Raw genomic sequence first — 22464 nt, forward strand, 5'->3', positions numbered from 1 at the left:
ATTCTCACCGACGTTGGCGATCGGTGGCGGGCCGGATCTCGGCCTCGCGGAAACGGGAGACCGCCACCAGCCCCACCACGAGGAAGATCACCGGGAGCAGCACCGCATTGCCCATCGCGGCACCGAACGCAAGCGTCCCCTCGCCCATCTGCATCACCGCGCCGAGGGCGGCCGCACCGAGCACCGCGCCGACCTGCCGGGCGGTGTTGTAGACGCCCGAACCGGCACCGACGAGGTCACCGGGCAGGTCGCGCAGCGAGATCGTCGAGTTCGGGGCCCAGCACAACGAGTTGGCGAAACCGAGCAGCACGATCGGGATCAGGAGCCAGCCGACGGACACCCCGAGGTGCATCGCCACACCGAACGACAGCATCGCCGCGATCATCGCGGAGAAACCGATCCGGGAGATCCGACCCGGCGCGACCCGATCGGTGACGCGTCCGATCACCGGCGCCATGATCACCGAGATCACACCCATCGGCACCAGCATCAGACCCGCGACCTGCGCGGACAGCCCTTGACCGACCTGCAGGTAGAGCATGATCGGCAGGTTCACGGCGTAGACCGTGAAACCCAGCGTCGCCACGGCGGTCACTCCGAGGGCGAAGTTGCGGCGGGTGAACAACCCGAGCGGGGCCAGCGCCTCGGTGCCGCGGGCCGCCGCGGTTCGCTGCAGTCGCACGAACATCCCGAATGCCACGATCCCGATACCGAGGACGACCCAGACCCACACGGTCCAGCCGACCTCGGGGCCCTGCTGCAGGGAGAAGATGACCCCGGTGACCGCCACCAGCGAGACGACGGCACTCAGCACGTCGATGCGACGCGCACCGGTCGGCAGCTTCGGCACGTACCGCGCGACCATCACCAGAGAGATGAGGCCCAGCGGGATGTAGACGAAGAAGACCCACCGCCACCCGCCGGTACCGACGAGCACCCCACCGAGGACGGGGCCGAACAGACCCGCCGAACTCGCCACCGCGCTCCACACACCGGTGGCCGCGCCCCGCCGGTCGTGCGCGAAGATCCGGTGGATGATGCTCAGCGGCTGCGGGTTGATCAGCGACCCGCCGAGCCCCTGCACCGCACGCAGCGCGATCAACCACTCGATCGTCGGCGCCATCGAGCACGCGAGGGCCGCGGCCGTGAAGATCGCCATGCCCACCAGGTAGACGTTGCGCTGACCGAATCGGTCGCCGAGACGACCGGTGACCAGCAGCGGAACCGCGAAGGTCAGCAGATAGGCCGCCGACACCCACACCACCTGGTTGATGCTCGCGTCCAGATCCTCGCGGATGCGCGGCAACGACACCGCCACGAGCGACTGGTCGAGCAGGGTGATGAACAGACCCACGCACAGGGCCGCCAGCGCACGCCAGGCCCGAGGTTCGGGGATCGGGGCAGCGCTGCGTCCCGCAGCCGACGCACTCACTCCTCGACCGTGATCTCCGCAGCGTCGTCGTAGAAGCACACGTATCCCTCGATGAACTCCATGCCGGGGAACGGCTCGGGGTACGACCATGCGACGTTCTCGGCCGGCGGCGTCCCGGAGAACGACCAGTACCGCGCGACACCCTTGTAGGGGCAGCTCGTCCGCCACTCGGATTCCTCGAGCACCGAGAAGTCGACGTCCTCGGGTGGCAGGTAGTAGCGGGTCGGGAGGCCGGTCTCGAACACGAGCACGGGATTGCGGGTCTCGGCGACCACGACGTCGCCGATGGCCACCCGCACGTGCCGGGAGCTGCGCAGGGCGTCGACGCGGTGATAGGGGTCGCGCGGATGGGTGAACACCTCGGTCTCCTCCTCGAACCACCGCTCGCCTTCGTCGACGTCGTCACCCGACCCGGTCTCACCCCACCGGAACCACTGGAAGACGAGACGGTCGTCGAGCCCGTCGACGTCGAGCTGGCAGACCGGTGAATAGGCCCGCTGGTCGCCGACGACGATGTCGTACCACTGCCACACGTCCTGCCGGGAGCGGCTCGGCGACAGGGACGCCGAGATCAGGTCGAGCCGGACGTCCTCGCGGGGGAAGGCATAGAACGGGACGGGCTTGCCGGGCGCCCACACCAGCACGGCCCGGGTGCTGTCGACGACCTTCCTGCCGAACCACTCACCTCGGATCCTGCGATCGACGGGTTCGTAGAGGTAGTCGTCGGTCTCCGGCGGCCGTCGGAGCACAGCGGTCTTGCGGGCGGTCATACCTCGACCGTATCGCGCCCGTCCAGGGACGGGACGAATCCGGAAGCCCGACCCATCCGCGCGGCGACCGGCTCCGAATACGGCAAGAGACGGCGTGAAGGCCGTCACCCGAACCGACCGACACTCCGCACGCCCCTGCGGCTCAGGCGACGACCAGAGGAACACCGATCATGCCCAACTACGAAGCCCGGCAGAACGAGAATCGGCACCCGCACCCGCCCGTGGGTTTCCTCCAGCTGTTCATGGAAGCGCGCACGCGCACGGAGCAGACGACCCCGCGCGTGCAGGGAGCAAAGGCGTGAGGTCCGTCGGCGGCTCCGTCGAATCCGTCGTGGTGGTGGGTGCGGGCCTCGCGGGACTGTCCGCGGCGCTCCACCTCACCGGCGCCGGCAAGCGCGTCACCGTCCTCGAACGCGAGGACACGGTCGGTGGCCGCGTCGGTACGTACCCGGTGTTCGAGGACGGGCAGCATCTCTACGACATCGACAACGGTGCCAGCGTGCTGACGATGCCGAACCTCATCGCCGACGCGCTCACGGCCGTCGGGGAATCCTTCGGCTCGACCACCCCGGCGCTCGACCTCACCCCGCTCGCACCCGGCTACCACGCGCGCTTCGCCGACGGCACCGCCCTGAACGTGTACTCCGATCCGGACGAGATGACCGCCGAGATCGCGCGCGTGTGCGGTCCCGACGAGGCCGGCGGATACCGGCGGCTGCGCCGCTGGCTCGCATCGATCTTCGACGCCGAGTTCGACCGCTACATCGACTCCAACTTCGACTCGCCGCTCGACCTCGTGTCGACACCTGCGGCGCTGCGGGACACCGCCAACCTCGTCCGGCTCGGCGGCTTCGGCCGACTCGGATCGCGCGTCGGATCCTTCATCCGGGACGACCGTCTCCGGCGCATCTTCACCTTCCAGGCCCTGTACGCGGGCACCGCACCGTCGACGGCGCTGGCGGTCTACGGCGCCATTGCCCACATGGACACCTCGCTCGGCGTCTACTTCCCGAAGGGCGGCATGTCCACCATCGCCGCCGCGATGGTCGATGCGCTCGTCCGCAACGGCGGCACCGTGCACACCGGCGTCGAGGTGTCGGAACTCCGCGTCGACGGCGGCCGCGCGAAGAACGTGCGATCCGCGGACGGCCGGGAGTTCGCCGCCGACGCCGTCGTCCTCACCGTGGACCTGCCCGTGGTCGACGATCTGCTGCTGCGCGCCGGGGTCCCGCCGCGCCGCCGCGCCCGCAGCGCCACCGTCGCATCGCCCTCGGCCGTGGTCTTCCACGGCACGGTGCCCACCGACGTGACACAGGCCTGGCCGGATTCCCACCACACCATCGATTTCGGTGCCGAGTGGGCGGAGACCTTCGCGCGGATCACCGCGCCGCGCGGCCGCGGCCGGTTGATGGCCGATCCGTCCCTGCTCATCACGCGACCCGCCGTGACCGATCCGTCCCTGCGGGTCGTGCGGGACGGTATCGAGTGCGAGCCGGTCTCGGTGCTGGCGCCGTGCCCGAATCTCGCTGCCGCACCCCTCGATTGGGAGCGCCTCGGCAGGCCCTACATGCGGGAGATCCAGCAGGTCCTCGAGCAGCGCGGCTACCGGGGACTGGCGGGCTCCATGCGGGTCGACCACCTCGACACCCCGCAGACCTGGGCAGACAAGGGCATGCTCGACGGCAGCCCCTTCTCGGCCGCGCACCTGTTCCGGCAGACCGGACCCTTCCGCCGCCCGAACCTCGTGCACGGCGTCGACAATCTCGTCCTCGCCGGGTCGGGCACCACGCCGGGTGTCGGCGTCCCGACCGTGCTCATCTCCGGGCGTCTTGCCGCAGAACGAATCTCCGGTGGCGCGACCGCCGGTCCCACGACGATGTCGATTCCGATGGAAGCAGGTGCGGTTGCTCATGGGTGAACTCGACGGGATCGATCCCGAGCTGCACGAGGCGTATCAGCTGTGCCGTGAGCTCAACCGGCGACACGGCAAGACCTACTTCCTCGCGACCCGCATCTTCCCGGCGTCCAAGCGGGCCGGGGTGCACGCCCTCTACGGTTTCGCGCGGATGGTCGACGACATCGTCGACGTGAAACCGGTCGACGCGGCACCGGTTCTCGACGCGCTCGAGCGCCGCCTCTCCGATGCGCTCGGGGGCAGGCCGCCGACCTACGACGAATTCGGTCTCGTGCTGCGGGCCCTCGTCGACACCACGCAGCGGTACGACATCCCGCACGAGTACTACTACGCCTTCCTGCGGTCGATGCGGATGGACATCCCCGGCACCGAACTGTTCCGGTCGCGGTACCGCACGATGGACGAACTGTCGGAGTACATGTACGGCTCGGCCGCCGTCATCGGACTGCAGATGCTGCCCATCCTCGGGATCGAGGGCGCACGCGAACGGGCCGAGGCCCCCGCCGCCGCGCTCGGCGAGGCATTCCAGCTCACCAACTTCATCCGCGACATGGGCGAGGACCTCGACCGCGACCGCATCTACCTGCCCACCGACATCCTCGCCGCCTTCGACGTGGACGAGGACCTGCTGTGGCACTGCCGCACGACCGGGCAGCGCGACGTGCGGCTCGAGCGCGCTCTCGCACACCTGATCGCGCACACCCGCTCGATCTACCGCGTGGCCGAACCGGGCATCGACCTGCTCGACCCCAAGGTGCGTCCCGCGATGCGGACCGCCTTCGTCCTGTACGGCGACATCCTGCGGGCGGTGGAGGAGAGCGGATACCGGGTACTCCACCAGCGCGCACGCGTGTCGCGGCGCCGGCGCCTGTCGGTGGCGGCACCGCGGCTGGCCTCGGCCGGTTGGACCACGCTGCGTTCACGGTCGAGACTGGGGACGCCCACCGCGCCGCTGCTCGGCCGGTGACGCCCGTCCGGCCGAACCGGAATCCGGACACGAATACAGAACAGGACATCACATGGAACAGGTCGTGCTGCTCGACGATGCAGGTCGCGCGGTCGGGATCGAACCGAAGGCCACGGTGCACACCACGGACACCCCGCTGCACCTCGCCTTCTCGTCGTACGTCTTCGACCCCCACGGCAACGTTCTGCTCACCCGGCGCGCCCTGGACAAGTCGACCTTCCCCGGTGTCCTGACGAACAGCTGCTGCGGTCATCCGGCGCCGGACGAGCCGCTCACCGAGGCCGTGCGCCGTCGGCTGCATCAGGAACTCGGGCTCGACGTGCACGACATCGAGGTGGTCCTGCCGTCCTTCCGCTACCGGGCGGTCATGGACAACGGCATCGTGGAGAACGAGATCTGCCCCGTCTTCCGCGTGCTCTACGACGGGCCGGCGCCGGTCCCCGAGCCGTCGGAGGTGCACGACACCGAGTGGGTCGACTGGACGGAGTTCTCCGAGGACGTCGTCGAGGGACGCCGTGAGGTGTCGGTGTGGTGCCGCGAGCAGGTGGAGCAGCTCCGTAAGCTCGGTCCCGACCCGCTGCGCTGGCCCGTGGCGTCCGCCGCCGATCTGCCGCCCGCCGCACCCGACAGGACGGCACCCGAGCTCCGATAGGGCCTCATCCCGCCCACAGGGTCGTTAACGTCGACCCTGTGATCGACCCGACCGTCCTGATCCGCACGATCGTCGGCGTCCTCGCCCTCGCCGCGATCTCGACGGCGGTGCTGTGGGCGTTCCGGGTTCCGCACCGATTCGCGCCCGTCGGCGCCATCGCCCGCGGCGCGGTCCAGCTCGCGCTCATCAGCGTCGTGCTCTCCGGCGTCATCACCGACGCCCGATGGGTCGCGGTGGTGCTCGTCGTGATGTTCACCGTCGCGTGGTGGACGGCCTGCCGGCGGATCGGGAACGAGGCCGTCGTGCGCGGGGCGACGGCCGCCGCGATGTCGGCCGGTGTGCTCGTCGCGGCGGGCGTCGTCTTCGCGACCGGCGCGGTGGAGGCAACCCCGCGCTACGCGCTCGCGCTCGGCGGCATCATCATCGGCAACACCATGACGGTCGCGACCCTCGCAGGTCGCCGCTTCCACGAAACCGTCGACGACCACTGGTCCGAGGTGGAGGGCTGGCTCGCGCTCGGCGCGACCATGCGGCAGGCGACGCTCGCCCCCGCTCGCTTCGCCGTGCACGCGGCGATGATCCCGTCGACCGATCAGACGAGGACGACGGGACTGGTGACCCTGCCCGGAGCCTTCGTCGGCGCGATCTTCGGCGGGCTGTCGCCGGTGGAGGCCGGACGCTTCCAGGTGGTCGTGCTCGCGGCGATCATGGCGACGGCGTCGATCACGTCCGTGCTGATGGCGCTCGGCCTCGGTCGCGCCCTACGTCACCGCCCCGTCGTCGTCGTGTGAGACGGCGCTCTGCGGTGCAGGTGCCATCGGAGTAGGAGTGGATACAACCGCTGCCGAGGGAAGGATCGTCGATGCTGCTCGTAGCCAACCGGGGTGAGATCGCGTTGCGTGTCGTCCGCACGGCCGGGGACCTCGGACTCGACACCGTCGCGGTCCACGCCGCGGACGATGCCGACGCTCCGCACGTCCGCGCCGCCACACGAGCCGAGGCCCTGCCGGGGTCCGGTCCCTCGGCCTATCTCGATCCCGAGGCGATCGTCGGTGTCGCCCGGGCGACCGGATGCACGCTCGTGCACCCGGGTTACGGATTCCTCAGCGAGAACGCCGCCTTCGCGCAGGCCTGCGCGGACGCCGGGCTCACCTTCGTCGGACCGTCCCCGGAAGCATTGCGGATCCTCGGCAACAAGCGGGCCGCCCGCGCGGTGGCGGAGCAACTCGGCATCCCGGTGACCGCCGCCGTCGAGGCGACGGAGCCGGAGTCGGTGCGGGCCTTCCTGCGCGACCGTCCGGGCGGGATCGTCGTCAAGGCACTGTCGGGCGGCGGCGGTCGTGGCATGCGCGTGGTCCGCGATGCCGCGGATCTCGACGAGGCGATCCGGCTCGCCGCGGCCGAAGCACACGCCGCCTTCGACGACGACCGGCTGTACGCGGAGGCGCTCGTCGAGCGTGCCCGGCACGTCGAGGTGCAGGTCGTCGCTGCCGAGTCGGGGTCGGGTACCCGCGCGATGGCGTTGGGTGACCGCGACTGCAGCGTGCAGCGCCGGCATCAGAAGCTCGTGGAGATCGCACCCGCACCCGACCTGCCCGACGCCCTGCGGGAGGCGCTGCACGGTGCGGCCGTCCGGCTGATCGGGCAGGTCGGATGCCACGGACTGTCCACCGTCGAATTCCTCGTCCACGGCGACGGTTTCGTGTTCCTCGAGGTCAATCCCCGGATCCAGGTGGAGCACACCGTCACCGAGGAGGTGACCGGCGTCGACCTCGTGGCGGCCCAGATCGCGATCGCTCGCGGGGCGGGATTCGACGAACTCGGTCTCCCCGCAGGAATCACCTTCGACGGCAACGGGATCGACGGGTGTCCTGCGGCGGCGCAGGGCATCGCGGTGCAGGTGCGCGTCAACGCCGAGACACCGCGCGCCGACGGCATCGCCCTGCCCGCCGCCGGGACGCTCACCGCGTTCACGCCACCCACCGGACCGGGCATCCGCGTCGACACCCACGGCCGACCCGGCCTCGGGGTGACCGGACGTTACGACTCGCTGCTCGCCAAGGTCGTCGCGTACGTGCGCTCCGGAGACCGCGCGGCCGTGCTGCGCAAGGCGTCGACGGCGCTCGGGGAGTTCGTCGTCGACGGTGTCGGCACAAACCGTGAACTCCTGCAGAAGATCTTGGACGACAAGGAGTTCCGTTCCGAGAGTGTCCACACCGCGTGGCTGGGGGAGCGCCTCGCCGATTTCGTCGACGCTGCCACGACCGCGCCGGTGGAGTACACGGATCTGCGCGCCGACGAACACGCGGTGCACGCCGAGATGGTCGGCACGGTCGTGGAGATCGCCCGCGCCGGCGACACCGTTGCGGCCGGTGCGCCGCTCGCCGTGCTCGACGCGATGAAGATGCAACACGAGATCCGGGCACCCGGCAGTGCCGTGGTCGAGCGCGTGCTCGTCGAGCCGGGCCGCACCGTCGACCCGGGCACGGTGCTCGCGGTGGTCCGCGTGCTCGATGCGGAGACCACGACGGACGACATCGCCGCGGTCGACCTCGACGCCGACCGTGCCGACCTCGACGAGATCCGTCGCAGACACGAGGTCACCACCGACGCGGCGCGGCCCGAGGTCGTGGCGAAGCGGCACGGGCGGGGCCGGCGCACGGCGCGCGAGAACATCGCCGACCTCGTCGACGACGGCAGCTTCGTCGAATACGGACCGCTCGTCCTTGCCGCCCAGCGCGGCCGCCGCAGCGAGGAGGACCTGATCGCGAACACCCCCGCGGACGGACTCGTCGGCGGCACCGCACGGATCGGCGGGACCGAGGTGGTCGTGATGTCCTACGACTACACCGTTCTCGCGGGCACCCAGGGCCGCAACAACCACCGCAAGACCGATCGGCTGCTCGAACTCGCCGCCCGGCGGCGGGTGCCGCTCGTGCTGTTCGCCGAGGGTGGTGGCGGGCGCCCGGGGGACGTCGACGCCGGTTCCGGTGCGGGCCTCGACCTGCCCACCTTCCGTTCGATGGCGTCGCTGCGCGGACGCGTGCCCACCGTCGCGGTCGTCTCCGGCCGCTGCTTCGCGGGCAACGCCGCACTCGCCGGGGTGTGCGACGTACTCATCGCGACCCCCGACGCCAACATCGGCATGGGCGGCCCCGCGATGATCGAGGGCGGAGGACTCGGGGTGCACCGCCCCGAGGAGATCGGACCGATCGACGTGCAGCGTCGCAACGGTGTCGTGCACGTCGCCGCGCGCGACGAGGCGCACGCCGTGGACGTCGCCCGGAGATATCTCGCCTACTTCACCGCGCCGCACGAGGACCGGCAGGCGCCCGACCCGCGTCTCGCGCGACATGTGGTGCCGGAGAACCGGCTCCGCGCCTACGACGTGCGGTCGGCGATCGATGCGATCGCCGACGTCGGATCGGTGCTCGAACTGCGCCCGGACCACGGCGTCGGCATCGTCACCGCCCTGATGCGTGTCGAAGGCGCCTCCTACGGTGTGCTCGCCAACAGCAGCGCCCACCTCGGCGGGGCGATCGACGCGGAGGCCGCAGACAAGGCCGCGGACTTCCTGGAACTGTGCGAATCGCACCGGCTGCCCGTGGTGAGCCTGTGCGACACACCGGGATTCATGGTCGGACCGGAATCTGAGAAGGACGCCACCGTGCGCCGCTTCGGACGCTTCTTCGTCGCCGGTGCACGCCTGACCGTCCCGTTCGGCATGATCATCCTCCGCAAGGGCTACGGCCTCGGCGCGATGGCGATGGCCGGCGGATCCTTCCACGCACCCGAATTCACCGTCGCGTGGCCGACGGGGGAGATCGGCGGGATGGGACTCGAAGGGGCCGTGCGGCTCGGCTTCCGCAAGGAACTCGACGCCGCGGAGACACCCCGGGAGCGCGAGGAACTGTTCGACCGGCTCGTCGCCCTCGCCTACCAGCAGGGCAAGGCGCTGCAGGCGGCGACGAGCTTCGAACTCGACGACGTCATCGACCCCGCCGACAGTCGCGCCTGGATCGCGCGACTGGTGCAACCGCGGTGAACCCGGGTATGCGACAGCCATGGTGACCTATCCCGGCGCGCAGCAGTACGTACCCGACAGCCGCGACCTCGCCGACCTCGCCGCCGCCTCGGCGGGATGCCGGGGATGCGATCTCTACAGGGCCGCCGAGCGGACGGTCTTCGGGGCAGGGGCGCGCGACGCGCGCATGCTGTTCGTCGGCGAACAACCGGGCAACGAGGAGGATCTCGCGGGAGAACCGTTCGTCGGGCCCGCGGGACACCTGTTCGACAAGGCCCTCGAACGCGCGGGCATCGATCGCGGGACGGTGTACGTGACCAACGCCGTCAAGCACTTCCGCTTCGACCGGTCCGCCAACGGCCGCAGACGGATCCACAAGAAACCGTCGGGTGGGCAGGTCGCGGCGTGCCGACCGTGGCTCGAGGCCGAACTCGACGCCGTCCGCCCCGACGTCGTGGTGTGCCTCGGGGCCACCGCCGCACAGTCGTTGCTCGGCAAGGACTTCAAGCTCACCCAGCACCGCGGGGAGGTCCTGCACCTGCCGGAGGAGCTGTGCGGGTCGTGCGATCCGGCGGTGGTCGTCACCGTGCACCCGTCGGCGGTGCTGCGGGCGAAATCGCAGCGCGACGACATGTTCCGCTCGTTCGTGCAGGATCTGGAACGCGCGGCGACGTTGTGACGGCTCGTCCGTCGTAGCGTTGTGACGGCTCGGCCGTCGTAGCGCTGTGACGGCTCGGCCGTCGTAACCTTGTGACGTCCTAGCCGGTGGTCGCGAGCCCGGCCGCGAGCCCGAGCGCCACCGACATCGCGCACACCTCGAGGACGGCGTTGCGCAACGACTCCTCCTCCTGCAGGCGGTGCGTCGAGGCTGCCGGGAGCCAGTTGCGCCGCCAGTTCCACGCGAGCCCCAGCAGGGCGCACAGCACGATCGCCTTCGCGAGCACGACGCGTCCGTAACCGGTGCCCAGCAGCGCGGAGACCGAACCGAGCCGCACCGCCGCGTCGACCACGCCCGTGATCACCAACGCCACCACACAGCGCACGGCCAGCTGCGAGTAGCGCGGCAGCAGTTCCGCCCACGCGCCACGGCCCCGCACGGTGACGGCCAGCGCCACGAGCACCCCGAACCACACCGCGGCCGCGAGCACGTGCACGGCGTTGAACAGCGACCCCAACGGTTGCTGCGCCATGTGCCCGGTGACCGGGCGGGCGATCAACGTGAGCGCCGCGGCGACGAGCACCGGCAGGGTGGACCACGACGCCGACCGGCGGTACGCCACCGCGGCGACGACGACGATCGCGGCGATGCACACCCACGCCGCCGCATCCACGCGTCCCGTGGTGGTGGCCAGGAACTGCCCGAACCGTCCCACGTCCAGGTCTACGGCGGGAACATCGGCCGCGGTGGACGCGGCCCAGGCGAGGTCGACGCTCGCGAGCGCGAGCCAGACACCGCCGAGCGCGGCGATCGTCCGCCACAGCGTCTCGGAGGAGACCGCGGGACGGCGCTGCCGCTGCACCATGACGGCCAGGACCGCGAGTCCGAGCACGGTCGAGCCGACGCACAACCCGATCGCCCGCACCGAACTCGACGGGGCGGGCAGGGCGAGGGAACCGGCCACGGCGATGCCCGCGACGGTTCCGAAGGCAACGCCGGCAGCGGCCACGACGAGCCACTGCCGGCGTTCCGGGATCATGCGGGTCAGGCCTTCGGCTTGCGCAGCGCGAAGGCGAGACCTGCGGCGACCACGACGACACCTGCGACGACGAACCACCACACGGCGGGTCCGCTGCTGTCGCTCTCGTCCGACTCCGCGCCGGTCTCGCCGGTCGCGGTGTCACCGGACGCCGCCTCACCGGGCGTGCCGGTCCCGTCCTGGGTGAGCGTGAAGGTGCGGGTCCCGCTGACGGGATGCCCGTCGGCGGAGGTCACCCGGTAGGCGATCGTGTACTCACCGGCAGGACCGAGACCGTCGAGCTCGACGGCTGCGGTCGCACCCTCGATGATCGGGTCGCTCTTCGACCACAGGTTGCCGTCCGGCCCGACGACGGTCAGGGCCGCGAACTGCTCTTGCAGGTTCTCGTTGAACGTCACCGTCACCCGATCGGGTGCCTCGGCGATCTGCTCGCCGTCCTCGGGCGAGCTCGACAGCACCACCGAGTGGGCGGCCGCGGAACCGACGGACAGGGTCAGTGCCGCGATCATCGCGGCGAGGAGAACGAGGATGCGCTTCATGCCCGCCGCCCCCGGATCACGGCGCCGAGGCCGAGTGCGGCGCCGAGCGCGCCGAGGACCAGGCCGATACCGCCGAGCCACCGCGCGGTGCTGTCGGTCGTGGTGCCCTCCGACGCCGCGGCGGTCTGTCCGGTGTCGGTGACGTGCGCGTCGCCGCTGCCGCCGTGCCCGTCACCGCTGCTCGCCGCGAGGGTCAGACTCGGGGCGGGACGCTCGGGCTCCTCGTCGCCGGTCGCGATCTCGTCCCACGCCACGACCTCGCCGTCGCTGTAGGTCTGGATCGCGGGGAAGGAGACCTCGTCCTCCTCGGGCAGCGGCCCGACGGACAGGACGAACTGCTGGAACTGTCCCGGCCCGACCTGCACGTCCGGCTCGGCGGTCCACGTCACGGAGGTCGCGAGCTGCGATTCGGGATCCTTCTCGACGGTCGCCGTCCAGCCGGGCAACGGCTCGGTGCGCGCCGAGCGCAGGCCCGGAAGCTCGACGGTGACGGCCGTCGTGCCGGCGGTCTCGGACTCGGTGGGGACCCGGAACGTCAGGACGGTGTAACCGCCCTGCTCGGCTCCGGGTGCGACGACGGTGACGTGGGCGGAGGCGATGCCGGCGCCCGCGACCATCAGCGCAGCGGTTGCTGTCGCGCCCACGAGGGCGCGACGGGAGAACTCGAACATGTATGGGTCTTTCTCGTGGTTGGAGGATCGATCGTCACAGCGCAGCCGTGGCGAGCGGTGGTCCTCTCCGCGAGATGGCCGGGGGTGCGCGTCCCCACACGAGCCGGTCGGTCGACGAGGTGGGAGTGAGCACGGCGGGTGCGGCGACACGGGGGCCGCGCAGCAGCACGACCCGCAGCGCAGTGCCGCACGCCGCGTACACGTGGGCCGCGGCGGTGAGCAGCACCGCACATACGGCGACGGCGAGCATGTGGGCGCCCAGCATGGACACCGACAGGTGTTCGTGGCCGGGCACCAGCACGGTGAGCGCGACGTGCGTGGCCGCCTGCCCACCGGCGAGGAGCACGAGCGGGGACAGCGACGGCTGGTGCGCGCCGAGGATCCCGACGATCGCCGCGACCGCGACCAGCAGTACCGCGACCGGTCCCGTCGGCACACCACCGCCGGCGGCGCCGTGGGCGGCCACCGCGAGCACCGCGGTGGCGATGCCCGCGGTGGTGCCGAGAACGGTCGGGTACCTGGTCACTGTCGGTCGTGCTCGTTCCTGATGTGCAGGCCGTATCAGCGCACGCCGAGGCGCGCGAGCAGATCCGCTTCGATGCCGTCGAGTTCGGACGAGATCGCCGCGTGCGCCGACTTCCGGCGCGCGGCCGGCATCTGCTCGGCCGTCTGCACGGCGGCGGTCAGATCGGTGAGGCGCTCGCGGGTCGCGGTGGCGAACTTCTGCGTCTCCGCGTCCTTGGGGTTGCGCTGCTCGACCTTCGCGAGCGACTGCTCCGCACCCGCGATGCGGGCACTGAGCCGGGCACCGTGACCGGTGAACGAACCCAGTTCCTCGATCGGCACGCCGAGCTGCTGCGCGCGACGCGAGTCGAGCTGACCGCGCAGCGCCGTCACGGCCTGGTAGACGATCGGGACGAGCACCGGCGCGAGCAGACGCGCGACGCCGAGATAGCGGCGCACCTTCGCCGCGGTGAGTCCCTGGTTCTCGGCGGCCTTCTTCTGTGCCTTGAGGGTCGCGATCTGTTCCTTCTCGACCTTGGCCTGCGACCTCACGAGTTCCTGGTCGAGCTTGACCTGCGACTTCGCGAGCTTCTTGTCGATCTTCGCCTGGGCCTTCGCTGCCCGCCGGTCGTTCTTGAGCCGATTCTTCGCGACCAGCCTGGCCTCGAGCTTCGCCTTGGTCCTCAGCGCCTTCGCTTCCGCCCTGCGAGTCGCGCGACGCTTCCGTGTGAACAACCCCATCGAACAGCACCCTCCATTCGGTACGACACGACGCTCCGGCGCCCCGCGTCAGCCTAACGTGACGGTGCTGCTGCGAGCCGTCGCCTGTGCAGGGAATACCCTGGAATGTCGTGGACGCAACCGGAGAACTACCGCGGCCCGAACGCGGAGTGTCACAGCGCACAGCCGTCTCCCTCGAGGCCGCTGCGCTGACGAGGTGCCGCCACCGGGTCTATCTCGACGCCACCTTCCCCGACGAACTCGCAGGTGCACCCGAGAATCCGGGTGCGCGGCAACGCCAGGAGGCGGCGGCTGCGCATCGCGAGGCGATCCGTCAGACGTTGTTCGACGCCGACCCGGACGGGTGGGTGCTCATCGCCCCGGAAGGGCCGATGTCGCAGCGCGCCGAGCGCACCCTCGACGCGTGCCGCGCGGGAGCCGACCGCATCTGGGGTGCGGTGCTGCCGAGCGAACCCGACACCGGACGCCGCGGCCGCTCGGAGATCCTGCTGCGCGATGCCGAACGCGGCGGCTACATCCCGGTGATCGTCGTCAACCACAAGGTCACCGATCCCGGACGCGGCGCGCTCACCACCGACCTGTTCGCGTGGGCACCCGCCGTCGACGAGACCCGCAAGGTGCGCAGTCAGGTGCGCGACCAGATGCGCCTCGCGCACCTGTACCGGATGCTCGAACGTCACGGACTCGCGAGCCCCGCGAAGGTCGCCGGCGCGATCGGATACGGCGGCGACTGCATCCTCGTGCACGATCTCGACCAGATCCTCGACGACTACGACGCCCGCCTGGCGGACCGACTCGAGATCGCGCGGGGTCTCACTCCGACGGCGCCGTCGCAGATCGGCGAGTGCAAGACCTGCCCGTGGTGGGACCGCTGCCGCGCCGAACTCACCGTCACCCGGGACGTGTCGCTCGTCGCGCCGGGGCAACGCGCCGCCGTGCTGCGCGAACTCGAGGTGCACACCATCGACGGCCTCGCCCGGTGGGAGGGCGAGGAACCCGAGGCGTGGCCGCAGGGTTCGTTCGAGGACGCGATCGTCACGGCGCGGGCGTGGATCGCCGGTGCGCCGCTCGTGCGTCGCTACCGGCACGTGCACGTCCACCGCGCCGACGTCGAGGTCGACATCGACATGGAGAGCTACCACGAGCACGGCGCTTATCTGTGGGGCACGCTGCTCAATTCGGGATCGTCCTCCGAGTACATCCCGTTCGCGACGTGGGAGCCCGTGCCGACCGACGACGAGGCGCGCTCGTTCGCCGAGTTCTGGCGCTGGCTGTCGGACCAGCGGCGCGCGGCCGAACGTCGCGGGAAGACCTTTGCGGCCTACTGCTATTCGCGGTCGGCGGAGGACAAGTGGTTGCTGTCGTCGGCGCGGCGGTTCCACGGATTCCCGGGTGTGCCGGAGCTCGCGGAGGTCAAGGCGTTCATCGGTTCGAACGAGTGGGTCGACATCTTCCAGGCCGTCACCGACCAGTTCGTGTGCCCGAACGGCAAGGGGCTCAAGAAGATCGCACCGATCGCGGGGCATCACTGGCGCGACGCCGAGGCCGGGGGTGAGGCGTCGATGAGCTGGTACCGCGAGGCCGTGGGTATGGCGGGCGAGCCCGATCCGGCGCAGCGTGTGCGGTTGCTCGAGTACAACGAGGACGACGTGATCGCCACGAAGGTCCTGCGCGAGTGGATGAGCGATCGCGCGGTGCTCGACATCCCGTTCGTCGAGGACCTGTAGCGCAGAGCATGCCACGTGCGTGGTTCCGGCGGCCTCGGCCACCGGAACCACGCACGGGAGATCAGACCAGTGCGGCAAGAGCGAAGGCCGCCAGGGCGATGAGGACACCGCCGGTGAGGGTCTGGACGCGACGGTCGATGACGCACATCGCCGACAGGAAGCCGGGCATCGAACCACCGCGGCGGGTGTGCAGGATGGCCAGCACGCTCGGCATGCAGCGACCGAGGCTGACGGTCGCGAACATCGCGGCGCCGAGCACCGGCGAACCGGAGGCGATCACGCCGAGGACCAGCAGGTAGTACGCGCTGGACCGGATGAAGATCATGAAGCCGGGGCCGATGAGCGCGCCGAACAGCAGCGACACCTTCCACGGCGCCATCGTGCGCCGCAGATGGCGGGGGAGCTGCTGACGCCGCATGGGCGTCGGCAGGGTGATCATGCCCAGCTCGTGCAGGCCGTAGCCGAGTGCGATCACGCCCCAGGCCGCGAGCATCCACGCCCACGGCACCGAGCCGGTCACGAGCGCACCGAGTGCACCGAAGAGTGCGCCGGTGGGAACGCCCGTCGCGAGCGATCCCAGGGCGTGCCAGCCGAGGCGGCGCACCGGGGTCGACGACCCGCGGCGTCCCGGCTGCTTCGGTGCGGCGACCACGCCGGCCACCGACATGCCGCAGGTCGACCAGTTGGCGGCCAGTGCCGTCACCGCACCGGTCGCGATCACCGCGGCGGTCATGGCCGTCGTGGTCGAGGGAGCCGCGACGAGGCCGCCGGCGGCGCCGACTGCGGCGGCACCGGCGATCAGGCCCCCGCGGGTCTTCTTCGCGACGGCGCTCTCGAGCGTCGGGCGTATCTCCGGTACGTCGACTCCGAGGGGTGGGTGAGCCAGGGGCTCACGCACGAGTGTTTCCGTCATTGGGATGCTCCTTTGCTGTGGTGCTCTAGGGTGCGATCGGACGGCGGACGGCGTTGTCCGTCACCCGGTCACGGTGACGGTTCCGGTCATGTACCGGTGGACCGAGCAGTGGTACTCGTAGACGCCCGGCGTCGTGAAGGTGTGCTCGAAGCTCCCGTCGGGGGTGATGCCGCTGTCGAACTCGTCCTCCGATCCGACGTGGTGCAGGACCCCGCCGTCGTCGAACGTCCACCGGACGGTGCCGCCCACCGGTACGGTCACGTCCACCGGTGCGAAGTGCACGTCGCGCACGACGATCTCCGCGTCCGGCCCGGCGGGGGAGCCCGCACACGAGGTCGCGGCCAGCATCGCGAACGCGGCCACGCCCCACCGGATCCGCCTCATTCGACGATGATCGTGCCGACCATCGCGGGGTGCGGCGTGCAGTGGTAGGTGAACGTGCCGGCCTCGTCGAAGGTGTACTCGTAGGTGCCCTCGGTGAGCAGTTCGCTCTTCAGGTCACCTTCGAGCGGTCCGTCACCGGCCACGTCGTGCGGCAGGCCCGAGTCGTCGAAGTGCCACTGCACGGTCTGGCCCTTCTCGATGGTGACCGAGGCCGGGCTGTACGACATGTTGGAGACCTCGATGACGACGGCGGGTTCGTCGGCGTCCGCACTGCCGCATCCGGTCAGCAGTCCCATCGCGAGTGTCGTGCCCGCGATCGCGGAAAGAAACTTCTTCATGATCTCGTCCTCACCGGATGTACCGCAGATTCGCGGTCATTCCTGCCTCGAAGTGATAGGCGTTGTGGCAGTGGAACATCCACTCGCCCGGATTGTCCGCGTCGAACTCGATGGCGAGTTCGGTCCCCGGAAGCACGTTGACGGTGTCGCGTCGCAGACCGCCGTAGCTCGGTACGGCGAAGGTGTGGCCGTGGGTGTGCATGGGATGCCACATCGGCGACGAGTTGACCATCGTGATCCGGATCCGTTCACCCTCCTTCATCACCAGTCGGCCGGCGTCGGGGCCGGCCATGCCCCACACGTAGCGGTCGCCGGCCTGGATCAGCTCGACACGGTAGTCACGGTCGACGTCCCGCTTCTCGAGCAGCACCGATTCGGCGGGCCGCAGTTCGCTCTCGGGTACGAGCCGCCCGTTCAGTTCCGGGATGTTTCCTCCCACATCGGGGTTCGACATCGGAACCGCATCGAGGGATCGCAGCACGGTCGACGCGTAACCGTCGCGACCCTCGACCTTCGCCACGATCGGCCACGCGCCGGAGCGGACCGTGACGAGCACGTCCACCCGCTGCGCCATGCCGAGGATCACGGTGTCGGCGGTCGTCGGCTGCACGTCGAAGCCGTCCACGGCGACGACGGTCAGTTCGTGACCGGCCACGGCGAAACGGTAGGGCGTCTCCGCGGCCGCGTTGATGATCCGAAGCCGTAAGCGTTGCCCCGCAGCGGCTTCCACCACGGCAGGATCGTTCGGCGGGCGGCCGTTGATCAGGTGCAACGGGTACGCGATGTGCTGGGTCATGCCACCGAGCGCGACGGAGTCCCCGTGCCCCGCCGACGTGATCTGTTGCGCCACCGAGGCATCGGCATCCGAGTACTCGGCCGGTCCCGCACCGTGCCCGGCGTGACCGTGCCCGGCGACCTGCGGGTTGAGCGCGGCGATCACCGCGTCGGGGGTGGTACCCAGACCGTCGACCCAGTCGTCGAGTACGAGCACCGCGTCAGCGTCCGCGCCGGTCGCGTCGTTCGGGTCCTCGATGATCATGGCCCCGAACAGGCCGCGGTCGGCCTGCAGTCCGCTGTGCGAGTGGTACCAGTACGTACCTGGATCGGGTGCGACGAAGTCGTACTCGAATCGGCCACCGTCGGCGCCGATCGGGTCCTGCGTGACCGGAGCCGCACCGTCCATGTCGTTGCGGATCCGGATGCCGTGCCAGTGCAGCGTGGTCTCCTGCGGAAGCCCGTTGTCCACCGACACCCGCACACGGTCGCCCTTCGACAACCGCAGCTCGGGTGCGACGGCGGCCCCGCCGTAGGTCCACGTGTTCACGATCCGCCCACCGAGGTCCACGGCGCCCACACCCGCAGCGAGCGCGAAGGCGGCCGTCGCCCCCGAGGTGGTGCGGGCCGCCTCGGCCGCGGCCACCTCGGGGTCGGTGGGACGGATGTAGTCGAGCTCGGCGGCCGCCGCCTGCTGCCCGGACGTACCGGAGCTGCAGGCGGCGGCACCGAACCCGAGGGCGCCGAGCCCCACCGCCCCGGCACCGAGGGTGCCCAGGCGGAGGAAGCGTCGGCGGTCGAGCACGAGCCCGGTACCGGGTCGTGTCATCGGATCACCTGCGGGGTCAGGAGGGAACGGATGTCGTCGACGGTGCCGGTGACCTCGGCAGCACTGACCTCGGCGCCGTCGCTCGCCGAGACACCGACGATGCGCTGGGCCGACTCGCCGTCGACCTCGGGGCCCGAACCGACCACGTACAGGATCGATCCGTCGACGGAGAAGGCCATGGACGCGATGTCCGTCAGCCCCAGCGCCTCGAGATCGAGGGTGCGGATCGGTGTGAGGCCGGCGGCGTCGAACAACTCGACCTTGACGATGTCGCCGCCGCGCGCCGAGTGCGGATGGATCTCGCTGTCGGTGTACTCGATCGCGATCCGGTCGCCGGTGTTGTTGATGGCGTTCTCCGCGAAGCGGCCACCGTCCTGACCCGCGTTCCCGATGGGAGCGACGGGATCCTCCGGCAGACCGTTCGAGAAGTCGAAGACGAAGACGTCGCCGGTCGCGCCGACGAGCAGCGCCTTCTTCGCGTCCGCGGCCCAGGTCACCTTGCGGTTGCTGACGAAGTCGTCGGGCAGCACCTTCGTGCGCGCGGTCTCCGTGGGGACACCGGCATCGTCGATCGAGATCTGGATCAGCTCGCGGGTGTCCTCGCACACGCTGTAGAGCTCATGACCGTCGAGCCAGGTGAACGGACCGCACCCGATGATCTGCAGCGCGCCGCTCTCCTTGCCGGCCTCGAGGTCGACGACGCGGACACCGTACAGGCCGTCGTCCCACGTCACGAAGTACTTCCCGTCCGAGGTGACGGCACTGGATCCGGGACGCGAGTGCGCGCGGGCGTAGTCGGGCAGTTCGATCTCGTCCGGCTCGAGCAGGTCGCCCGAGTAGGTGGTGACGGTGAAGTCGGCCTGGCCGCGCGAACCGCGGGGACGCCACACCTCGGCGGCGAGAACCGCGGGGTCCGAGGAACTCTCGCCGACGAACCCGTGGATGACGGGATCCCAGATGCCGGGGCCCACGACGATGCGACTGCCCGCGACACCGGTGACCGGGTCGAGGACGTTCACACCGATCTCGAGCCCACCCGGAGTCCGGAGGACCGCGAGCAGGTCGTTCTCGCTCGCGGGCTGGATCTCCGAGACGTGCACGGGTTCCGGGATGGTGTCGCCGATCTCCTGGTCGTCGTGACCGAGGGAGATGCCCTCACCGGGAGTGGTGTAGGGGACGGTCGGGTAGCTGACCTCGCCCGCAGCGGTGGACGAGGAGTCGTCGTCGCTCGAGCACGCCGCGAGGGACAGTGCGAGAGCGAGCGGGACGGTCGCGGCGACCGCCCGTTGGGTGCGCTTCATGATCCGGCGCCCACCTTCGGTCGTGCGGCGGGACGGGTCTGGCAGTCCTCACCGATGATCGGTGCCATCGTGCAGGTGTACGACTGGGATTCGTCGGACACGCACCAGATGATCTCCTGGTCGAAGCTGCCCGAGACCGGGTTGTACATGATGGCCTGCATGTCGGGCTCACCGCAGAACGCGTTCGAGCACGACGGTGCCCCACAGCAGTCGTAGTAGGCGATCAGGTAGGTCTTACCGGTATCGGGATGCGTGCAGCACCCCACCCAGAACTCCGCTCCGGGACGGCTTCCCGGCGCACACGTGGTGACACCGCCGCCGTTGCAGGCCGCGCACGAGGTGCCGTCCATGTTGCACCAGCGCCAGTACTCGCACTCGGCGGGATCCTTGCCGTCGTAGACCGGAACGAACGGTTCGGGCTCGGCGGGGGCGGGCGCCGGCGGCTCCTGCGCCAGGGCCGTGCGGGTGACGGGCAGCGAACTGATCAGTGCCACACCGGAGACACCCATCGTCCACCGGCCGATCTTGCTGATCACCGAACGGCGGGAGACCCGCTCGGACATCTTGCGTCCGGTGCGGCCGATGAAGGACCCGCCGCGGCCGGCCATCCATTCGGCCTGTTCCTTGACGGTGGCTTCGTCCACCGGATATCGGTTCTCGTGCATCTCCGGTTCACCGGATGAGGGTCTGAGGTCCAACGACGTACTCCGATCTCGAGAAGGGGATGAGATTCCGCCCGTACCGACGGCGCGGTCCGCGCTCGCAGATCACAGTCCAGCTGCGGCGCGAGTCTTGGCTGCCTCGTGCAGGTGCTGCAGCGACGGCGTACCGGATTCGAGTGCGTTGAGGAGGGATTCGACCTGCGCCATGTGGTTGCACAGGCCCTTGGCCTGGATCTTGCCGTGCTCGTCGAGGATCACGCCGTACGGAGTGGTGCCCACCTGGTAGGCGATGCCCACATCGCGGGCGTCGACGTAGCTGAGCTCGGCACCGATACCCGAACCGGCGAGGAAGTTCTGGTGCTCCTCCGGCGTGCCGTCCGAGATGATGACGACCTCGAGGTCCTTCTCCGCCTTCGCCATCGCCTTGACGCCGGGAAGCAGGCTCTTGCAGGTCGAGCACGACGGCGCGGTGAACAGCAGCAGCTGTGCCTTGTCGCGGTGGCCACCGACCCCGATCTCGCGGCCGAGGTGGTCCTTCAGGCCGCGGAAGCTCGGACCGACCTGGGCGATCTTCGGGCCGGTGTCCATCATCCGGGCGCCGAGGGGGCCGAGACGCACCTGCACGCGCCCGATCTCACGGGCGAGGGCGAGCAGCATGAGGAACAGCGCCGCGACGGCGACGGCCAGCACGATGACCGCGATCAGCAGGAAGGTGTTCACAGATTTCTCCGTTCGGATTTGTCAGTACCGCGAGAGGGTCGAGGCGGCGCGGAGTTCGATCGAGGCCTTCGTCAGGTGGTCGTCGACCGGGCGCCGGCCCGGATGCACGATCGACCGCAACTGCACCGCGGTGACGACCACGACCAGCACCAGCGCGGCGAGCGCGACGGCGAGGAGGTGCTCGGCGAGCGACGGTGTGCCGGCGGGAACGAAGGCCAGGGCTGCGGAGACGAGCACGAACGCGCCGGCCCGCACCGCGTGGAACCACCCGATCCGCGGGACGTCGTGCGAACCGAATGCGAAGCAGCCGCAGTCGAGGTCACGACGGCCTCGGAGGAGGTTGATCGTCAGGCCACCGAAGAAGCACAGGAACAGCAGCGCGGCGCCTGCGGCCGCCCACCGTCCGGCGATGCCCGTGACGAGCGCGACACCGAGGACGATCTCGGCCCACGGCAGCACGAACGACGCCGCTTCCTCGAGCGGGGCGGGCAGCAGCTTGTACCCGCGCACCGTGCGCAACAGACCCTGGCGGTCCCGGGTCTTGGGGATGCCGGCGAGCAACAGCGTGCCTCCGACGATCGATGCGATCAGCACCCACAGCATGTGTGCGACCACTCCTTCCGTTTCGCTGCGGGACCTTCTCGAGGTCCCGGCGGATCCCTCGCAGGTGGGGATGGACACATCGTGCTGTGGTCTCGAGTCGGGCATGCGACGCCGGAGAAACGAACGGGGACACCCCGAACGAGAACGCGAGCCGCGGAAATCGGTGGGGTGGAGGATCGGTGACGTGGGCTTTTGCGTTTGCGCAGGTCCGTGCGGGAGCCGACGGCGTGATGTACCTCGCATCGAGATCCCGAGCGAATTCTCATTCGGGACCCATACGGAGTTCGCGCAGGTAATGCAG

Annotated in this window: 23 protein-coding genes; 8 read left to right on the top strand and 15 right to left on the bottom strand. The window is 70.2% G+C overall.

Annotated elements, in window-relative coordinates; genetic code table 11:
* Positions 1–4 precede the first annotated feature (4 nt).
* Positions 5–1432, bottom strand: coding sequence for a DHA2 family efflux MFS transporter permease subunit (locus tag U9J23_RS00500; RefSeq protein ID WP_059382046.1), 1428 nt, complete (start codon positions 1430–1432; stop codon positions 5–7).
* Complete coding sequence (locus U9J23_RS00505; protein ID WP_059382047.1) at positions 1429–2202, bottom strand: DUF427 domain-containing protein; 774 nt, start codon at positions 2200–2202, stop codon at positions 1429–1431. Before U9J23_RS00505 ends, U9J23_RS00500 begins: the two co-directional genes overlap by 4 nt.
* 170 nt (positions 2203–2372) lie before the next feature.
* Between U9J23_RS00505 and U9J23_RS00510 the strand changes: the two genes are divergently transcribed.
* The 7 genes from U9J23_RS00510 to U9J23_RS00540 all read left to right on the top strand — a co-directional run bounded on the left by U9J23_RS00510 (position 2373) and on the right by U9J23_RS00540 (position 10439).
* Entirely contained in the window at positions 2373–2504 is a 132-nt protein-coding gene (locus U9J23_RS00510; protein WP_255247728.1) for a hypothetical protein, read from the top strand.
* Positions 2501–4120, top strand: coding sequence for a phytoene desaturase family protein (gene crtI, locus U9J23_RS00515; protein ID WP_059382048.1), 1620 nt, complete (start codon positions 2501–2503; stop codon positions 4118–4120). The genes U9J23_RS00510 and crtI overlap by 4 nt, the downstream gene beginning before the upstream one ends.
* Positions 4113–5084 carry a phytoene/squalene synthase family protein gene (locus U9J23_RS00520; RefSeq protein ID WP_085468717.1) on the top strand — a complete coding sequence of 324 codons (972 nt, stop codon included), beginning with the start codon at positions 4113–4115 and terminating at the stop codon, positions 5082–5084. Before crtI ends, U9J23_RS00520 begins: the two co-directional genes overlap by 8 nt.
* 52 nt (positions 5085–5136) lie before the next feature.
* Complete coding sequence (gene idi / locus U9J23_RS00525) at positions 5137–5736, top strand: isopentenyl-diphosphate Delta-isomerase (protein WP_059382050.1); 600 nt, start codon at positions 5137–5139, stop codon at positions 5734–5736.
* A 38-nt stretch (positions 5737–5774) separates the two neighbouring features.
* Positions 5775–6527 carry an ABC transporter permease gene (locus tag U9J23_RS00530; RefSeq protein WP_145709222.1) on the top strand — a complete coding sequence of 251 codons (753 nt, stop codon included), beginning with the start codon at positions 5775–5777 and terminating at the stop codon, positions 6525–6527.
* 71 nt (positions 6528–6598) lie between these two features.
* Positions 6599–9781 (top strand): acetyl-CoA carboxylase family protein, encoded by a 3183-nt coding sequence (locus tag U9J23_RS00535; protein WP_272266376.1) that lies wholly within the window; start codon positions 6599–6601, stop codon positions 9779–9781.
* Between the two features lie 19 nt (positions 9782–9800).
* Entirely contained in the window at positions 9801–10439 is a 639-nt protein-coding gene (locus U9J23_RS00540; protein ID WP_106200840.1) for a UdgX family uracil-DNA binding protein, read from the top strand.
* 79 nt (positions 10440–10518) lie between these two features.
* Here the strand turns inward: U9J23_RS00540 and U9J23_RS00545 are convergent, their stop codons facing one another.
* From U9J23_RS00545 to U9J23_RS00565, 5 genes are read right to left on the bottom strand one after another with little or no spacing between them, the layout of a single operon-like run.
* Positions 10519–11457 carry a copper resistance D family protein gene (locus U9J23_RS00545; protein WP_230824151.1) on the bottom strand — a complete coding sequence of 313 codons (939 nt, stop codon included), beginning with the start codon at positions 11455–11457 and terminating at the stop codon, positions 10519–10521.
* 5 nt (positions 11458–11462) lie between these two features.
* A complete protein-coding gene (locus U9J23_RS00550; protein WP_085468722.1) occupies positions 11463–11996 on the bottom strand; it encodes a copper resistance CopC family protein in 534 nt (177 codons plus the stop codon).
* Complete coding sequence (locus U9J23_RS00555; protein ID WP_085468723.1) at positions 11993–12667, bottom strand: YcnI family copper-binding membrane protein; 675 nt, start codon at positions 12665–12667, stop codon at positions 11993–11995. Before U9J23_RS00555 ends, U9J23_RS00550 begins: the two co-directional genes overlap by 4 nt.
* 34 nt (positions 12668–12701) lie before the next feature.
* A complete protein-coding gene (locus U9J23_RS00560; protein ID WP_272266381.1) occupies positions 12702–13193 on the bottom strand; it encodes a hypothetical protein in 492 nt (163 codons plus the stop codon).
* A 35-nt stretch (positions 13194–13228) separates the two neighbouring features.
* Positions 13229–13912 carry a DUF6474 family protein gene (locus tag U9J23_RS00565; RefSeq protein WP_016695404.1) on the bottom strand — a complete coding sequence of 228 codons (684 nt, stop codon included), beginning with the start codon at positions 13910–13912 and terminating at the stop codon, positions 13229–13231.
* Between the two features lie 149 nt (positions 13913–14061).
* On the opposite strand from U9J23_RS00565, the gene U9J23_RS00570 reads away from it, so the two are divergent.
* A complete protein-coding gene (locus tag U9J23_RS00570) occupies positions 14062–15639 on the top strand; it encodes a TM0106 family RecB-like putative nuclease (protein ID WP_272266425.1) in 1578 nt (525 codons plus the stop codon).
* 61 nt (positions 15640–15700) lie between these two features.
* Here U9J23_RS00570 and U9J23_RS00575 read toward each other — a convergent pair whose 3' ends face one another.
* The 8 genes from U9J23_RS00575 to U9J23_RS00610 all read right to left on the bottom strand — a co-directional run bounded on the left by U9J23_RS00575 (position 15701) and on the right by U9J23_RS00610 (position 22163).
* The gene (locus U9J23_RS00575; protein WP_272266384.1) at positions 15701–16552 is read right to left on the bottom strand and encodes a methylamine utilization protein; all 852 of its coding nucleotides are present in this window, start codon (positions 16550–16552) and stop codon (positions 15701–15703) included.
* Positions 16553–16612: 60 nt separating this feature from the next.
* Positions 16613–16936, bottom strand: a complete 324-nt coding sequence (locus U9J23_RS00580; RefSeq protein WP_272266386.1) for a cupredoxin domain-containing protein — start codon at positions 16934–16936, stop codon at positions 16613–16615.
* Positions 16933–17274, bottom strand: a complete 342-nt coding sequence (locus tag U9J23_RS00585) for a cupredoxin domain-containing protein (RefSeq protein WP_145690282.1) — start codon at positions 17272–17274, stop codon at positions 16933–16935. The genes U9J23_RS00580 and U9J23_RS00585 overlap by 4 nt, the downstream gene beginning before the upstream one ends.
* 10 nt (positions 17275–17284) lie before the next feature.
* Positions 17285–18877 (bottom strand): multicopper oxidase family protein, encoded by a 1593-nt coding sequence (locus U9J23_RS00590; RefSeq protein WP_272266389.1) that lies wholly within the window; start codon positions 18875–18877, stop codon positions 17285–17287.
* Positions 18874–20178 carry a hypothetical protein gene (locus U9J23_RS00595; RefSeq protein WP_272266390.1) on the bottom strand — a complete coding sequence of 435 codons (1305 nt, stop codon included), beginning with the start codon at positions 20176–20178 and terminating at the stop codon, positions 18874–18876. The genes U9J23_RS00590 and U9J23_RS00595 overlap by 4 nt, the downstream gene beginning before the upstream one ends.
* Complete coding sequence (locus tag U9J23_RS00600) at positions 20175–20843, bottom strand: methylamine dehydrogenase light chain (protein WP_059382063.1); 669 nt, start codon at positions 20841–20843, stop codon at positions 20175–20177. Before U9J23_RS00600 ends, U9J23_RS00595 begins: the two co-directional genes overlap by 4 nt.
* 102 nt (positions 20844–20945) lie before the next feature.
* Entirely contained in the window at positions 20946–21560 is a 615-nt protein-coding gene (locus U9J23_RS00605) for a redoxin domain-containing protein (protein ID WP_059382064.1), read from the bottom strand.
* 21 nt (positions 21561–21581) lie between these two features.
* Positions 21582–22163 carry a MauE/DoxX family redox-associated membrane protein gene (locus U9J23_RS00610; protein WP_085468802.1) on the bottom strand — a complete coding sequence of 194 codons (582 nt, stop codon included), beginning with the start codon at positions 22161–22163 and terminating at the stop codon, positions 21582–21584.
* Positions 22164–22464: the final 301 nt, after the last annotated feature.

The organism is Rhodococcus sp. PD04 (assembly GCF_035918275.1).
Lineage (GTDB): Bacteria > Actinomycetota > Actinomycetes > Mycobacteriales > Mycobacteriaceae > Rhodococcus > Rhodococcus rhodochrous.

Excerpts from the sequence above, each read along its gene's own strand:
- U9J23_RS00520 (WP_085468717.1), top strand. The coding sequence starts at position 4,113 with ATGGGTGAACTCGACGGGATCGATCCCGAGCTGCACGAGGCGTATCAG.
- U9J23_RS00545 (WP_230824151.1), bottom strand. The coding sequence starts at position 11,457 with ATGATCCCGGAACGCCGGCAGTGGCTCGTCGTGGCCGCTGCCGGCGTT.
- U9J23_RS00550 (WP_085468722.1), bottom strand. The coding sequence starts at position 11,996 with ATGAAGCGCATCCTCGTTCTCCTCGCCGCGATGATCGCGGCACTGACC.
- U9J23_RS00510 (WP_255247728.1), top strand. The coding sequence starts at position 2,373 with ATGCCCAACTACGAAGCCCGGCAGAACGAGAATCGGCACCCGCACCCG.
- U9J23_RS00585 (WP_145690282.1), bottom strand. The coding sequence starts at position 17,274 with ATGAAGAAGTTTCTTTCCGCGATCGCGGGCACGACACTCGCGATGGGA.
- idi (WP_059382050.1), top strand. The coding sequence starts at position 5,137 with ATGGAACAGGTCGTGCTGCTCGACGATGCAGGTCGCGCGGTCGGGATC.
- U9J23_RS00565 (WP_016695404.1), bottom strand. The coding sequence starts at position 13,912 with ATGGGGTTGTTCACACGGAAGCGTCGCGCGACTCGCAGGGCGGAAGCG.
- U9J23_RS00535 (WP_272266376.1), top strand. The coding sequence starts at position 6,599 with ATGCTGCTCGTAGCCAACCGGGGTGAGATCGCGTTGCGTGTCGTCCGC.
- U9J23_RS00555 (WP_085468723.1), bottom strand. The coding sequence starts at position 12,667 with ATGTTCGAGTTCTCCCGTCGCGCCCTCGTGGGCGCGACAGCAACCGCT.
- U9J23_RS00600 (WP_059382063.1), bottom strand. The coding sequence starts at position 20,843 with ATGCACGAGAACCGATATCCGGTGGACGAAGCCACCGTCAAGGAACAG.
- U9J23_RS00590 (WP_272266389.1), bottom strand. The coding sequence starts at position 18,877 with ATGACACGACCCGGTACCGGGCTCGTGCTCGACCGCCGACGCTTCCTC.
- U9J23_RS00595 (WP_272266390.1), bottom strand. The coding sequence starts at position 20,178 with ATGAAGCGCACCCAACGGGCGGTCGCCGCGACCGTCCCGCTCGCTCTC.
- U9J23_RS00505 (WP_059382047.1), bottom strand. The coding sequence starts at position 2,202 with ATGACCGCCCGCAAGACCGCTGTGCTCCGACGGCCGCCGGAGACCGAC.
- U9J23_RS00575 (WP_272266384.1), bottom strand. The coding sequence starts at position 16,552 with ATGACGGAAACACTCGTGCGTGAGCCCCTGGCTCACCCACCCCTCGGA.
- U9J23_RS00610 (WP_085468802.1), bottom strand. The coding sequence starts at position 22,163 with ATGCTGTGGGTGCTGATCGCATCGATCGTCGGAGGCACGCTGTTGCTC.
- U9J23_RS00580 (WP_272266386.1), bottom strand. The coding sequence starts at position 16,936 with ATGAGGCGGATCCGGTGGGGCGTGGCCGCGTTCGCGATGCTGGCCGCG.
- U9J23_RS00540 (WP_106200840.1), top strand. The coding sequence starts at position 9,801 with ATGGTGACCTATCCCGGCGCGCAGCAGTACGTACCCGACAGCCGCGAC.